Source organism: Caldanaerobacter sp. (assembly GCF_049701115.1).
Lineage (GTDB): Bacteria > Bacillota > Thermoanaerobacteria > Thermoanaerobacterales > Thermoanaerobacteraceae > Thermoanaerobacter.
The window spans coordinates 1-14,788 of sequence record NZ_JBNATX010000026.1 but is presented as its reverse complement, the minus strand read 5'-3'; the positions used below and the strand labels follow the sequence as shown (position 1 = coordinate 14,788).

Below are 14,788 nucleotides of genomic sequence, written 5' to 3'. Positions count from 1 at the left end.
ACAGATAAAAAGGAGGGAAGAAAGTGCGAATTGAGGCTACATATTATATAACCACCCCCATGTTTATGGGTGGAGCCGATAACAAAAGCGAGCTAGAATTGCGGACTCCCAGTTTGAAAGGACTCTTGCGCTTTTGGTTTCGGGCTGTGGCTTGGCCTCAAATGGGCTTACTGAAAGAAGTTTTTGAAATGGAAAATAGTATTTTTGGCAGTACTGAAGGACAAGCTAAGTTTTTTATGAAAATTGATGATAGTATATTTATACACAGCAAGAAGGAAATTTTCAATAAAAATACTTATGGACTAAATTATTTAGGTTACGGTTTGACGGAAAGAGGGGAGTTAATTAGGTCTTATATTGAGAAGGGTAAAAGTTTTACCATCTCTCTACTCCTAAAAGACTCTTTATCAGAAAAAGAATTAAGATTTTTAAAACAATCTCTGCAGGCTCTGGGGCTTTTTGGTGGTGCAGGAGCTAGGTCCAGGAGAGGCTTTGGTTCTCTTTCTTTGGTTTCTCTGCGAGTAGAAAATAATGAAGAATGGAATGAGCCTCGTAATGTAAAAGAATTAAAAAACCTCCTTAGAGGATTTCTAAACGAAGTAAGTAGAGACGACACCTTACCTCCCTACACGGCTTTTAGTAGTAAAACTCGAATATTTGTAAAAAAAGGAGATAAAGATCCTCTTGCCCTCTTAAATGAGGTTGGAATGGAATTGTTGAAATATCGAAGTTATGGACGAGCTTCAAAAGATAAGCATGTGTTGCCTTGGGGGGAGAAGGCAGAGCGAATTTTCGCTGATGACCACGACTTAATGCTTGATTTCTTGAATGGGAAGAGAATTAACAGGATTCCACAGCGAGTAGTTTTTGGTTTGCCTCATAATTACTTTTTTAGCGGCAAAGGTAAAGTTTCTATAGAACCACATTCAAAAGGACAAAAGAGAAGAGCAAGCCCTTTGTTTATTCATATTCATAAATTAGCTGATGGTAGTTATGTAGCGGTGCTCAGTTTGATTCCATCTCAATTTTTACCTCCGAATGTAAATGTGGAAATCAAAGCTGGAAGACAAACAACGATCGTACCTCCTCAAATAGACTACAATGTAATTTCTAACTTCCTTGAGCGTCCTACTTTAAAAGCCGAGGTGGTGTGGCCAGATGAGTAAGATGAGTTTACATTTTTCCATAGGTCCTGTTCAAGATTTTGTCGCGCAAGCCAGGAGGACTAGGGACTTTTGGGTTGGCTCTTTTCTCCTTTCATATCTTTCAGGCCTTGCAATTATGGAAGTTCTAGAGGTCAATGGAGAAATTGTATTTCCTGCAGTAACCGACCAGGGTAAAATAGTTGATCCGCTACTAAAAACTATAGAGGCGCTAAAAAAAGGAGGAAAAATCCAAAAAGGACCCAGTATTGCTACTCTGCCCAATCGCTTTATGTCAATAGTGCCAGAAGATTTTGAACCCCAGAGATGTGTTGAGGCTGTAAAGAGAGGATGGGAGAATATAGCTCAAGCTGTTTGGGAGAGGTTTGTAAAACCCATAGCTCATGAGGGGAAAGATACGGAAAACATATGGAGGCGTCAGGTCGAAAATTTTTGGGAAATAAGTTGGGCTTTGGGAGATGAAAAAGATATAGACCTTTTAGAGCGTAGGAAAAATTGGCGAAATCGCTTACTAGATCCTGAACCTGGTGATAAATGCACCCTGATGGGACATTTTCAGGAACTTTCAGGGTATTTGCGCATAAGAGAAAGAAAAAAACAGGATGCTTTTTGGGGATCTTTAAGAAAACAAGTAGGCGGGTACGAGCTGGATGAAAGGGAGAGACTTTCTGCTATAGGATTAATCAAAAGGCTTTTTCCTTTGGTAGCACGTGAAGCTATAGGGTGGGACCCTGAGCAGAAAAATTATCCTTCTACTCCTTATTTGTCGGCTTTGCCGTGGATAGTAAAGACAGCAAAGAATTTTCCGGAAATAGCAAATGAGTACGCAGAATGTGCTTCTTCTCTTCCTGGAGCTACACATAAAGAAGATTTAGAGCTTTTCCCTTCGCTGAGAGAAATTGCAGACCGCGATACCCAGACGAGAGAATTTCTCTCTTTGAATGGCAATTGTTTTCACCAAGCTGCTTTGAGTAATCCCAATCTCTGGGGGCAAGAAGGTGGAGAAGATCCCAAAGATGAGAGAGAAAAATGTCAAAAAGCTTTAAAGGAGCTTATGGACAAGGTAGGAGAAAAGCCTTCTTCCTTCTATGCTCTTCTTTTGATGGATGGAGATAGAATGGGAGCTCTTTTGCGAAGGTACAATGCCAAAAAGATTAGTTCTGCCTTGAATAGTTTTTCTAAAAACGTAAAAGTTATTGTACAACTCCATAATGGAGTTTTGGTATATGCCGGAGGAGATGACGTCTTAGCGATGGTTTCTCTGGAAAAAGCGCTATCTCTGGCTCTTAAGTTGCGGGAAGCATACGCCAATGCTTTTAGGGAAACCTTTGGAGATGATTACAAAGTTTTAGAGAAAGATGGTGAAGGTACTATTTCAGCAGCTTTAGTATATGCCCACTACAATGTTCCATTAACAGGAGTTATAAAGGAGGCTCATGACCTACTGGATAAAGTAGCTAAAGATGAAACTGGAAGAGATAGCTTAGCTGTAACTGTTTGGAAAGGATCGGGGCGAGTTTTAACTTGGTCTGCTCCTTGGAAGTTTATCAAAATCCATGACAGCAATATCTTTGATGAGTTTTTAAATGCTTTATCTAAAGGAGACAAGCCTAAAGAATACAATTTTGCTTTCTTTTACAATTTGAGAGAAAGAATAGAACCTTTGTTTTCTCAAGAAGGAAAGTCATCAGAAGAATGGATGTCTGAAGAGGATTTAATAGACCTTTTGGCTGCAGAATATAGGAAAAATAGGGAGCGCCAAGTGGACTGGGCTACAGCAAGAGAAAAAGCAAAAAATATTTTAAAGCTTTGCCAGAGGGTTAAAAGAAAAGAAAAGGAAGATGGGAAAGGGTACTTGATGGATGTAGATAAAACCAGTTTTCAGACTGATGGTCTTATGCTTGTGAAATTTCTAAGTCAGAAAGGGGTGGGGATATGAACTGGAGTAGATGGTCCTTTGAGGCTTTGGACACCTTCTTTTTCCGGGGCGGAGTTTCATTTCATGCGGGCGAGGGAGGATACAGTAGCGTACAGAGCCTTTTCCCTCCTTTTATAACCACCCTACAAGGGGCGATAAGATATAGTTTAGCCATAAAGAAAGGATGGACTCCTGAAAAACCTGATCTATGGCCCGAAGAACTGGGAGATTCGGAGGATTTGGGTAAAATTCAATTTAGAGGACCATATATTTTCTACAAAAATAAGCCTTACTTTTCTACACCTCTTTTACTTCTAAAAAAAGACAAGGATTTTTTAAGGTTGGTGCCTGGTTCCAAGGTTCGTTGCGATTTAGGGGAAGTTCGCCTTCCTTTTATAGCAGGTGAAGGTGGAGAAAGGTATAAGGTAATAGAAGGGGAGTATATATCTCGAGAAGGTATTCAGAAGGTGATACAAGGCGGCCTTCCCAATGAGGAAGATATATTGCCCAGGGACAAGGTATATTTCAATGAACCCCGTATAGGTTTGGAGCGGTCCGATGAAACCCGTACGGCTAAGGAGGGCCATCTTTACTATGTAGTTCATGTAAGACCTGAAAAAGAGACATCTTTAGGCATATATGTAGGAGGCATTCCTGATGATTGGGACATTTCTGGCATCAAAGCAATATCTTTAGGTGGAGAAGGACGCCTGGCGAGGGTTGAGATAAACGAAGAACTGCCTGAAAAAGTTTTACCTTCATTTCCACAAATTTATCCTGATAAAGATGGCAAATTGCGTTTTTTTGCTTTACTTATTACGCCTGGATGGTTTGAAAAATTAGATACAGTTATACTTCAAGGTCCTCCAGAAATTAATGATGAAATTCACAGCAAAGCAGTATCAGCCTGTATAGGTAAGGCTCAGTACATTGGAGGATGGAACTTAAAAGAGCAGGAACCTAGGCCTTTAGTACCTGTTCTTCCTCCTGGTAGCCTATGGTTTTATGAAGTGGAAAATAGAGAGGGCATAAAAGAGAAACTGAGACAACTTCATGGGCAATGCTTAGGAGAAAAAAGAAATTATGGCTTTAGCCAGATAATTATAGGTAGATGGGAGGAGATAAGATGAAGGGTGGTATTTTATCTCTTTTTGCGGAGACCAGTTTGCATCCCGGAGTAGGGCAAGTAGTGGGAGCAGTGGATTTACCTGTAGCTCGAGAAAAAACTATAGGTTACCCAGTTATAGTGGGTTCTAGCTTAAAAGGTGCTTTGAGAGATAAGGCAGAGCAGGTATGGGTAGAAAAAGAAGAAAAATTAAAGCGGATTTTTGGCGAATCAAACCAAGCGGGATCTTTGCTTATAACAGATGCTCGTCTTCTTCTTCTACCTGTGAGGTCTCTACCAGGCCCCTTTAAGTGGGTTACTTGCCCCTATATTTTAGAGCGTCTAAAAAGAGATGGGGAGCTGATGGGGCTGTCTTGGGATTTCGATATACCTGACCCGGGAGATAAAGCCTTAGTTCAAGAAGAAATGGGAGAACTCTTTCTGGAAGAAATAGTTTTTCCTACAAGTAAAGGTAAAGATCTCAATAAAATAGTAGAAACTTTAAAAGAGTTCATTCCCCATGATTCAGTAAAAAAGCGTCTAGAAACTCAGTTAGTGATCATCGATGATAAAGAATTTCAATATTTCGCTCAGTACGGACTACCTGTTAATGCCCGGAATGTACTGAATAAAAACAAGACCAGTGACAACCTATGGTATGAAGAAGTAATTCCCCCTGATACATTATTCTATTCTCTTATTTTTGAAAGAAAACTTACAGAGGGTCAAAATGATTTATATGAGGTTGAGTCTTTGTTTAAAGATAGTCCATATCTCCAAGTAGGAGGAAACGAAACCATAGGTCAGGGTTGGTGCAGGATACAGTGGTTTTCTGGAGGTGAATCCAGATGAGGCCCTCTATTGGTCAAGAAAGAGCTAGGCATGCTCTGGATGAAATTAGGAAGATAGATAGGGACAGCCGTTACTCCTCTGAAGATGAGAATAAATACGCTTCATATGTAGAAAGCTTGCCTGCGATGATTTTGGCAAATGGGTTGGGACAAGCCATGGTTACTCTTTTAGCCCAGGCAAAAGGTGATAAGGAAGACCTCCACTATGTCCTGTACAATTCCATACAGAGCTGGCTTTGCAGAGACCATCCCCAAGCTCCCTATCGCAAGGCAAAAGACCTTATGGAGGCCATTGTCAACAGTAACAGGGAGACATATATTCAAGCCCAGATGGAAGTTTTAGCTTATCTGGAGTGGCTTAAAAAATTTGCTGTGGCTTTTTTTAAGAAAGAGACTATTGTTGAAAAGGAGGAAATATCATGATTCCTCTTTATCAAGAAGTGCACGACATTAAGCTGTGGGGGAAATATCAAAAAAATTTCAACACTGGCCTCTGGTATGATAAATTTTTCCATAAATGGGAAAAAGATTGGAGGAGAGGGGAGGATGGGAAAAAAGAATGGATTCAATCAGTAACCAGTGATGTTATAGGTGATCCATCACTTATACTAGAAGCTATTACCCGCCTTTTATCTCTTGTAACAACTTTGGGTGGAAGTTATATGTGTTATAAAACTCAGTGGAGGTTTGTTACTGGTTTAGGGAGAGAACATCCTGTAGAAAATGGATTTGTGTGGCACCATACATTGGGAGTGCCTTATCTTCCGGGGAGTTCTTTCAAGGGATTAATTCGTTCCTGGGCAGAAGAATGGGGAGGAGTAAAGCCAGAAGAAATAGAAAGAATCTTTGGGGCCAAAGGCAAGAGCAGATTCGATAAAGCTGGTAACGTTATTTTCTTTGATGTATTACCAATAAAAGCTATTAAATTAGAAGCTGATGTAATGACACCCCATTACAGCCCCTATTATTTGCAAGAGAAAAGTAAAATCGAAAAAACGCCGGGAGATTGGTATGATCCTGTGCCCATCCCTTTTTTGGCAGTAGCTCCTGAACAAACTTTTGTCTTTGCCATAGCTCCTCGTGTTAAAGAAGGGGAAGAAGATATGGTTAAATTGCAGGAATGGATAAAAGAAGCACTTAACTGGGCTGGAGCAGGAGCCAAAACTGCTGTAGGTTATGGCCGATTTGAGCCAGACGAAAGAGCTCAGAGAGAATTGATACAAGCATTAAAGAGAGAGGGATAAAAATGTTAGAGGCAGTAACTTTTATTGGCAAGAACTTAGGCGTTGATGAAGAAATGCTTTCCTACCTCATAGAAGATTTGACTTCGCCTAAGAAGGATGAAAAACAATATTTAGTCAAACTTCAATTCTTTGAAAAAGGGGGAAAATTAGAATTTAATTTTGATTTTGAGGAGATTCCAGAGGAAGATAAATCTAGAAAAGATTTTTTGCTTCGCTGGCGCTTTGTAGGCAATGCCAAAGGGAATATACCTCAGATATTTCTTACTGTCAGCAATTTAAATTATCTTATGGGTTCCACGCTTTTTAATCTTTATCAGACCCTTTTGCGCCGGGGCAGGCAAAATTCGGAATTAGCTTTTTCAATCGACAAATTATTAAGAGAATATTTTATTGTGCTACCATATGGTGAAAGATTATTTGATATTAGAAAAATTGGTTTTCCTTTAAAAAACGAGAAGCTGAAAGAAAATTTTAATGAACTGGATAAACTTTTATATCAGTTAGAACAGTGTCAGAAAAAAGGGCAAACTGATAAAGAGGTGCAAAAAGAGGTTAAGGAAATCATAAAAAAGGTCAAAGATTTGATTAAAAAAGGAGAACTTTTCAAATTAGTAGCTCAGGATTTATCAGAGTGGATTTCTAAAAAAATTGGAATAAAAAAAGGTCAAATAGCCCTGTGGACAGTGGTTTTAAATGATAAACCATTAGTAAATTTACCACCTTATGACAAAGTGATAATTGAATATCGTACAGAAGGATTTGAAAAGGAAGTGATGGAAGGATATTGTTCAATTTGCGGAGAAAAGAAAGACAGAGTCAGTCCTACTGCTTTTAAGCGACTCCAATTTTTTAAGCCTTATATAACTGATAAAATTGGTTTTGCATCTGAATTAGATATGAAAGGCTTTTCTCGAAATTTTCTCATTTGTGAAGAGTGCTTTAATTCCCTTTTGGTAGCTGAAAGATATATGCTCAGCAATTTGGGATTTAGAATAGGAAATATAAATTTCTTGCTTTTGCCTTCTTTTCTTTTAACTCATGATTTAGAAGAATGGAAAGGAGATTTTTCTAAGTTAGTAGAAAAACTAAAGAAGAAAACACAAAATGTTGTAGATTTTACTGGTCAGGTGAGAAATATAACGGATGAAAGAGAATTTGAAAAAGAACTCAGAGAAATGCTTAAAGAAATGGAAGAAGGGGGGATAGAGGATAGGGCTTTGTTAACTTTCCTTTTCTATCAAAAAGCACAAAGTGAATTTAGGGTATTGGGATTAATTGAAGATGTGGCACCGAGCAGATTATACCAGATTTTTAAAAAAAGTATCCAGGTTTCTCACATTGCTTCTAAATTATTGGGGGGGAATTCAAAAGATTGGTGGCTTGACCTTACTAAGCTTTATTATCTATTACCTTTGAAGGAGGGTGATAAGACAGAGCATAAGAAGTTACTTTACCTTTATAACGGACTGCTTAAAAGAGATCCTTTAGATTATGATTTTCTTATAGCTCAATTTGTAACATTGGCACGTATCTATTTAACAGATTCATTAGCTGGTACTAATCAGGAGAGGAGGAGAATTACTTCAGAAAATAGGGAGTGGATTTTAAGCCAGGAAATTTTAAGAGCTGGATTTTTAATAAAACTTTTACAGGAAGAAAAATTATTAAAAGGGGTGAAAAATTTGCCGGAAATATCAGAAATGCTGGATGTGAAGCCGGAGATAAAAGACTATTTATTAGAGATGAAATATACTGAGCCTCAAGCTGCTCTCTTTTTGATGGGCTATCTAATAAGCGAAGTAGGTAAGGGACAATACTCTTCAGGATATAAGAGTAAACCTATTTTAGATAAAATTAACTGTCAAGGCATGAGCTGGCAAAAAGTTCAGCAATTGTCCAACTTAATTTTTGAAAAACTAAGGCAGTATGATAGACTTCGCTTTAATGAGCAGGTTTACAGTGAGATGAAAAAGCTCATAGACAAATACCGCGGTGAAAAAGATTGGCCTTTAACATTTGAAGAAAACGTCTTTTATATACTGTCAGGGTATGCTTTTGGTACAAGAATATCAGGTAAAAAAGAAAGTTCAGAAGAAAAAGAAGAGGAGGAATGATTTTATGAGAACTCTTGTTGATAAAAATGGTGAAATATTGTTTATTTACGATGCGACGATGTGCAATCCTAACGGAGATCCCGATGATGAAAATAAACCAAGAATGGATTTAGAGCAAGAGCGCAATTTAGTTTCTGATGTGAGGCTTAAACGCTACATAAGAGACTATTTGTACGATTATTTCCAAGTCAAGGGAGAGGACCAGACTATTTATGTGACTAAAGCTGAAGGTGTAGTGCAAGCTGAGGATAGGATAAAAAAGGTCCTGGGTAGGGATAGTGAAGATAGCGTTAGTAGTGCTGATCTGCCGATTTTACTTACAAAACTAATTGATGTACGCCTTTTCGGAGCTACCATGCCTATAAAAGGTGGGAAAAAAGGAGAAGGAGAAGGGATAACTCTTACTGGGCCAGTACAGTTTAATTGGGGATATTCTCTCAATAGAGTTCAATTAGTAGAATCTAATACTATTTCTTCCCAATTTTCTTCAAGGCAGCAGGCTGGTCAGGGTACTTTTGGAAAAGATTATAGACTTTATTATTCTTTGATTGCCTTCCACGGGATTATCAGTGCACGCCGGGTAAGGGAGATGTACAAAAAGGCAGGAGAAAATCCATTGGGGGCTACTACTTATGAGGATTTAGAACTTCTAGATCAAGCTATGCTTAAAGCCATTCCTTTATTAGCTACTCGTTCCAAAATTGGGCAATATCCTCGACTCTATGTCCGATTTGAATATATGGATGATGAGACCTTCATAGGAGATTTAAGACAATATCTCCGACTTTCTGAGGAGGAAGGATTGCGCTCTATTCAAGATGTAAAATTAGAAATTGGAGGAATTACAAGATATTTAGAAGGTATAAAAGAAAAGATTAACAGAGTATTCGTATGGCAAGATGTAGATTTGAGGACACTTGTAAATGGAGAAGAGCGAACTTTTTCTGAGATGTTGGAAAATATATTAGGATCTTCGAAAGTAATATCTCTGGTTTAAGAAGGGAGAAGAAGACATGAAGATAGCTGTATTTGATTTGCGGGGGCCTTTCGCCCATTTTCGCAAATATTATACTAATACTTCTTCTTTGTCTTATCCTTTTCCTCCGAGAACAGTGTTGATGGGGATAATAGCAGCTATTTTGGGGTGGGAAAGGGATAGCTATTATGAAAAATTAAATCCCGACAACGCGAGATTTGGAGTAGTAATAAAAGTTCCAGTGCGGAGTCTTTTTCAGACAGTAAATTATATTAGAACTAAGGAAGAGGATTTAAATGTGATGAAAAAATTGGGTTTCATGAAAGGAACCCAGGTACCTCTGGAGCTTCTCCTTCCCGGAGGAGGAGCTCCTATGCTGAATTACCGCATTTATTTTGGACATCGGGAAGAAAAAATAACAGAGGAAGTTGCCAAAAGTCTGGAGCAGAATAAACCGTATTTTCCCCTTTACCTGGGTTTGACGGAATTTATTGCTCAAGCTCAATTAGTATATTTTGGTAAACCTTCGAAGATAATTTCTGCAGGGGAAGAGGTCATGCTCCATTCTATTTTAACGGTTGATTTTCTGAAAAAGCCATTTTTAACTAATGGGATTACATTAAACAGAGAAAAGGCTCCTGAAGCTTTTTCTGAAGGCAGAAATCTTTTACCCCCTAAAAGTTATATTTATGAGACCTCCGGACGACCTTGGAAAGCTATACTCTCAATTGATGCGTATAGTTTTTCTCTGCCTTCAGGAGAAGAAAATGTGGCTTTTATGGAGGGAGAGTTATGGTCTACTATGCCCACAGAGAAGTCTACGGAGAGCGAGTAGCCTGTTATCGCTTAGGCCCACATTTAGTTTTTGTTGCGCTAAAATCTGCAGAAGATATAAGCAAACTACCCAGTGGGAAAGACCTGCTTTTTCCTGCTATTATTGCTGGATTTGGTCACGATTTTGGTAAATATACTACTTATTTTCAGGATTATTTACTTAAAGAGCAAACTAATCCCTATAAAGATCATGCTTTTATTTCAGCCATATGGAGTGCATTTTTAACAGGTAAAGAAGGACTAAAAGATTGGGATGAATTAATGGTATTTATGGCTGTTTTCTGGCATCACAGAGATTTGGGAAATATAGAAGAATATCTTGTATCTTCTGTAGAGATGGAAGATTATTATGAAAAAGCCCTGGATCCCAATAAAGCCAGACGGTTAGAAATTGTGGAACAACAAATAAAAAATTTAAATAAAAATATGAAGGCAATTTCATTTTCTTTAAATAAAGCTGCCCGACGCCTCACGAAAATGCTAAGTGCACGGGATATTGGTGTACCCTCTATTTTAGAACAAAACTGGGAAGAAATACTGAAAGAATTTTTTGATAAGTGGGAAGACGTTTATATTTCTCTTTACAAAAAATGGAGAAAATTTTATCGAGAAAAAACCACAAAAAACCAGGAGTTAAATGAATATTTCAAAATGGTTTCTCTCTTTTCTGTACTAATAAATAATGATAAACTTCACAGCGGACGGGTCAGAGAAGTTAAACCAGTAGATTTTCCTTCTAATTTGGTAGTCATATATAAAGAAAAACATTTTACTCCTAGTGGAGAACCCAAAATTGTTAACATACGGGAAAAAGTCTTTGAACAAGCAGCTGAACGAATAAGAAACGCACCTCTTGATCATCGCTTTTTTACTCTTACGGCTCCTACTGGCAGTGGCAAGACTCTGGCTGTTATAAATGCAGCATTCATTTTAAGAGAGCGCTTAAAAGAAATCTATGGCACAGCACCTAAAATTATATATGCACTGCCTTTTACAAGCGTAATAGATCAAACTTATGAAGTAATGCATCAAATTTTTTCTAAAACTGTAGATCAGTTTTCCTCCACTCCTTCACCTTATTTACTCAAACACCATCACTTGAGTGAAATTTTTTATCAAGATAAAGAAGACGAAGATATGCGAGCCTTTGACGAAGCTATGCTCCTTATAGAAAGCTGGAAAAGTGAAGTGGTAGTTACCACTTTTGTACAGTTACTTCATACTTTGATAGGGAATAAAAATAGAATGCTCAAAAAATTTTCCCAGCTTAATCACTCTATTTTAATAATGGATGAGGTACAGAATATACCGGTAGAATATTGGCCTCTTGTTGTAAAAGTATTGAAAGAAGCAGCAGAATATTTTGATTTAAGGTTGATTCTCATGACTGCTACCAGACCAGAGTGGTTTGGTCCTGGAGAAGCTATAGAGTTGGCAGGGGAAGCCCAAGATATTATTGGATACTTTAATGAACTTTCTCGAGTTCGCTTAAAAATTGAAGGTGGAGAAAAAAGTATAGAAGATGCGGTTAAAATTTTTGTCAATAATTATCAGAAAGACAAGTCTTATCTCGTGATATCTAATACTATCAGAAGTTCAATAGAATTTTATGAAAAACTAACTAAGCTTATGCCTGAAGCTGATGTTTATTATTTATCCACTAATATAATACCTTTGCAAAGAGAGGAGAGGATAAAGAAAATCAAGGAGATACTGAGGAAAGGAGAGAAACCCATTGTAATATCTACCCAAGTAGTGGAAGCTGGTGTGGATTTGGATTTTGATGAGGTTTGGAGAGATATTGGACCTATCGATTCGGTAATACAGGCAGCGGGGAGATGTAATCGTAATTTTAAACATGAGAAGGGTACAGTAAGGCTTTTTGAATTGGTAAGTGAAAAAGGCGAAATTATGGCTCCATCGGTTTATGGAGGAGTTCATATTCATTGCGCCAAGCAAGTTTTTTCAGAAAGGCGAGAATTTGATGAAAAAGAATTTCCTGTTTTAGTGGAACAATTTTTTGAAATGGTCAGGGAGAAAAAAGACCAAAGTAAAAGTATGGGGCTATTGGAGGCCATGTCTTACTGCCGGTTTGCTAAAGTACAGGATGATACTTATGGTGTTAGCGATTTTCAATTGATTAAAAATCGATGGGACCTTGTAAGTGTATATGTTGCGTTAGATGATAAGGCAGAAGAAGTTTGGAATTTTTATCAAAAAGAAGTGGTTAGAGCCGCTAATCGAAAAGCGCGCTGGGAAGCCTTTTATAAAATAAAAAAGGATTTTGGGCGATATATTATTTCTGTACCAGCTAAAGTCTTAATAAACAAAATAGATATAAGCAAAACCATACCCTATCTTTCCAGAGATTTAGTAGATGAGTTTTATGACCCAAATACTGGATTTAAACTTAAGGAAGAAGGGACGTGGATCTATTGAGTACTTTATTTTCTTTGGAAGAAGAACTATCTAAGGTTATAGGCAGTTATGTACAGGCCTTTTTTATATGTCCACGTCAGGTATGGCTTATGTCTCGACAGGTATGTCCAGACGAAGATAATATATTTTTACAGATAGGTAGATTAATTCAAAAACAAGCCTATAGTAGAGAAAGAAAAGAAGTGCACATAGAACATTTGGCTTTAGACATGATTAAAAGGGGCGAAAAAACTTTAGTGATAGCTGAAGTTAAGAAAACTTCTAAAGCTATAGAGGCTGCACGAATGCAGTTAGCTTTTTATCTTTATGAATTAAAAAATATGGGGATAGAGGCTGAAGGAGAACTTTTATTTCCAGAGGAGAGGAAAAAAGAGATTTTGATTTTAACCCCAGAATGGGAAGGAAAAGTAGAAAAGGTAAAACAGGAAATTTTAGAATTGATAAACCAACCGCTTCCTCCATCTCCTCACAGAGGACGTTATTGTTCCAAATGTGCCTACGCCGAATTTTGCTGGGCATAGGTATGACTAATGAAATAATAATAAAAGTGAGGTGAAAAGTATTTGCAGAAAACACTTTACCTTTTTGCCAATGGCAGATTGTATAGAAAAGATAATACCATTTGTGTAGAAGGAGAAAAGGAGAAAAAATATTTTCCCGTAGAAAGTGTAAGGGATATATATGTTTTTGGAGAAGTTGATTTGAACAAAAAGTTTATAGAATTTGCCGAAGATAAAGAAATAATTTTGCATTTTTTTGGTTACTACGGTAACTATGTAGGAACTTTTTATCCTAGGGAACATTATAATTCAGGCTATATAATTTTAAGACAAGCAGAACATTACTTAGATTCTGCCAAACGTTTAGACTTAGCAAAAAGATTTGTTCAAGGTGCAGTAGCCAATATTGTACAGGTATTAAAGTATTATCAGAATCGTGGTAAAGATTTAGAAAGCTATTTGTATGCCATTTCCGCATTAGAAGAGAGTTTATCTTCGGTTTCTTCAGTGGAAGAACTAATGGCTTTAGAAGGAAATATTTGGCGTTATTACTATGAAAGTTTTAACACAATACTTGATGATACCCCTTTTATTTTGAAAAACAGGAATAAGCGTCCACCTGCTGATCCTCTGAATGCCCTTATTAGTTTTGGCAATTCATTGGTTTATACTAAAATTTTGACAGAAATTTATAAGACACATTTAGATCCAAGGATTGGTTATCTCCACACCACTAATTTCAGGCGTTTTACACTGAATTTAGATGTAGCAGAAATTTTTAAACCTATTTATGCTGATAGAGTGATTTTTACACTTTTAAATAAGAACGTTATAAAAGAAGATGATTTTGAAAACCAGGGAGAAGTGTTTTTACTAAAAGAAAGAGGCAGGCGCCTTTATGTGCAAGAATTTGAGGGAAAACTTCAAACTACATTCTATCATCGCCGTCTCAAGCGTAATGTTAGCTACCAAACTTTAATGCGTTTAGAACTATATAAGATAGAAAAACATCTTATTGGAGAAGAACTATATGAACCTTTTGTAAGTAGATGGTGAGATTAAACTATTTTTCTGCAGGAGTGGAGAAGTTATGTATGTGATTTTGGTATATGATGTAAATGTAAATAGAGTAAATAAAGTTCTAAAAACCGCTCGGCGTTATCTTACCTGGGTGCAGAATTCTGTATTGGAAGGAGAGCTCACAGAAGCTACCTATCGAGCTTTAAGAAATGACCTTACTCGTATTATTGATCCTGAAGAAGATTCTGTTTTATTTTATATTTTAGGCAATACTAAATATACTAAAAGAGAACTTTTAGGGATAAAAAAGGGAGGAGAGGAATGGATATATTAAATACTCCAAGATCTATTTCGATAAATTATAAAGAATTTTGAAACTGGTGGCCAATTTCGAATTTTTTGATTTTCTCTTGGAGTTGTTTTTACAAAAACTTTAGGAACTTCATTTTGTCGTCGATCCCTAATAATGCAAAAATCACTGGAGATCGACGACATTTTTATTTTTTGTTTTCATCAAGGTAATTGATTTTATCGAATAATGTGATATAATAAAGGCAAGATACTTGACAAAGTCATTACTAGAGACAAAATTTTCATCCGCTTTTTATGGGAATTTGAACGTGT

At 37.1% G+C, this 14,788-nt stretch carries 13 protein-coding genes; all 13 read left to right on the top strand.

Annotated features, from left to right (window positions below; genetic code table 11):
- Nucleotides 1-23 precede the first annotated feature (23 nt).
- From cmr1 to cas2, 13 genes are read left to right on the top strand one after another with little or no spacing between them, the layout of a single operon-like run.
- Nucleotides 24-1,166 (top strand): type III-B CRISPR module RAMP protein Cmr1, encoded by a 1,143-nt coding sequence (cmr1, locus tag ACPLVE_RS08205; RefSeq protein WP_424611078.1) that lies wholly within the window; start codon nt 24-26, stop codon nt 1,164-1,166.
- Nucleotides 1,159-3,102 (top strand): type III-B CRISPR-associated protein Cas10/Cmr2, encoded by a 1,944-nt coding sequence (cas10, locus tag ACPLVE_RS08200; protein ID WP_424611077.1) that lies wholly within the window; start codon nt 1,159-1,161, stop codon nt 3,100-3,102. Before cmr1 ends, cas10 begins: the two co-directional genes overlap by 8 nt.
- The gene (locus ACPLVE_RS08195) at nt 3,099-4,211 is read left to right on the top strand and encodes a type III-B CRISPR module-associated Cmr3 family protein (RefSeq protein ID WP_424611076.1); all 1,113 of its coding nucleotides are present in this window, start codon (nt 3,099-3,101) and stop codon (nt 4,209-4,211) included. Before cas10 ends, ACPLVE_RS08195 begins: the two co-directional genes overlap by 4 nt.
- Nucleotides 4,208-5,038 carry a type III-B CRISPR module RAMP protein Cmr4 gene (cmr4, locus tag ACPLVE_RS08190; protein WP_424611075.1) on the top strand — a complete coding sequence of 277 codons (831 nt, stop codon included), beginning with the start codon at nt 4,208-4,210 and terminating at the stop codon, nt 5,036-5,038. Before ACPLVE_RS08195 ends, cmr4 begins: the two co-directional genes overlap by 4 nt.
- Nucleotides 5,035-5,460: a type III-B CRISPR module-associated protein Cmr5 gene (gene cmr5, locus ACPLVE_RS08185; RefSeq protein WP_424611074.1), complete on the top strand. Its 426-nt coding sequence runs from the start codon at nt 5,035-5,037 to the stop codon at nt 5,458-5,460. Before cmr4 ends, cmr5 begins: the two co-directional genes overlap by 4 nt.
- Nucleotides 5,457-6,281: a type III-B CRISPR module RAMP protein Cmr6 gene (gene cmr6, locus ACPLVE_RS08180; protein WP_424611073.1), complete on the top strand. Its 825-nt coding sequence runs from the start codon at nt 5,457-5,459 to the stop codon at nt 6,279-6,281. The genes cmr5 and cmr6 overlap by 4 nt, the downstream gene beginning before the upstream one ends.
- A gap of 2 nt (nt 6,282-6,283) precedes the next feature.
- A complete protein-coding gene (locus ACPLVE_RS08175; RefSeq protein ID WP_424611072.1) occupies nt 6,284-8,395 on the top strand; it encodes a TIGR02556 family CRISPR-associated protein in 2,112 nt (703 codons plus the stop codon).
- 4 nt (nt 8,396-8,399) lie between these two features.
- Nucleotides 8,400-9,392, top strand: coding sequence for a type I-B CRISPR-associated protein Cas7/Csh2 (cas7b, locus tag ACPLVE_RS08170; protein WP_424611071.1), 993 nt, complete (start codon nt 8,400-8,402; stop codon nt 9,390-9,392).
- A 16-nt stretch (nt 9,393-9,408) separates the two neighbouring features.
- The gene (cas5b, locus tag ACPLVE_RS08165; RefSeq protein WP_424611070.1) at nt 9,409-10,206 is read left to right on the top strand and encodes a type I-B CRISPR-associated protein Cas5b; all 798 of its coding nucleotides are present in this window, start codon (nt 9,409-9,411) and stop codon (nt 10,204-10,206) included.
- Complete coding sequence (gene cas3 / locus ACPLVE_RS08160; RefSeq protein ID WP_424611069.1) at nt 10,164-12,644, top strand: CRISPR-associated helicase Cas3'; 2,481 nt, start codon at nt 10,164-10,166, stop codon at nt 12,642-12,644. Before cas5b ends, cas3 begins: the two co-directional genes overlap by 43 nt.
- Before the next feature lie 14 nt (nt 12,645-12,658).
- Nucleotides 12,659-13,165 carry a CRISPR-associated protein Cas4 gene (cas4, locus tag ACPLVE_RS08155; protein WP_424611068.1) on the top strand — a complete coding sequence of 169 codons (507 nt, stop codon included), beginning with the start codon at nt 12,659-12,661 and terminating at the stop codon, nt 13,163-13,165.
- Nucleotides 13,166-13,207: 42 nt separating this feature from the next.
- Nucleotides 13,208-14,200: a type I-B CRISPR-associated endonuclease Cas1b gene (gene cas1b, locus ACPLVE_RS08150; RefSeq protein WP_424611067.1), complete on the top strand. Its 993-nt coding sequence runs from the start codon at nt 13,208-13,210 to the stop codon at nt 14,198-14,200.
- Between the two features lie 34 nt (nt 14,201-14,234).
- Entirely contained in the window at nt 14,235-14,498 is a 264-nt protein-coding gene (cas2, locus tag ACPLVE_RS08145; protein ID WP_132039956.1) for a CRISPR-associated endonuclease Cas2, read from the top strand.
- The last annotated feature ends 290 nt before the right edge of the window (nt 14,499-14,788 follow it).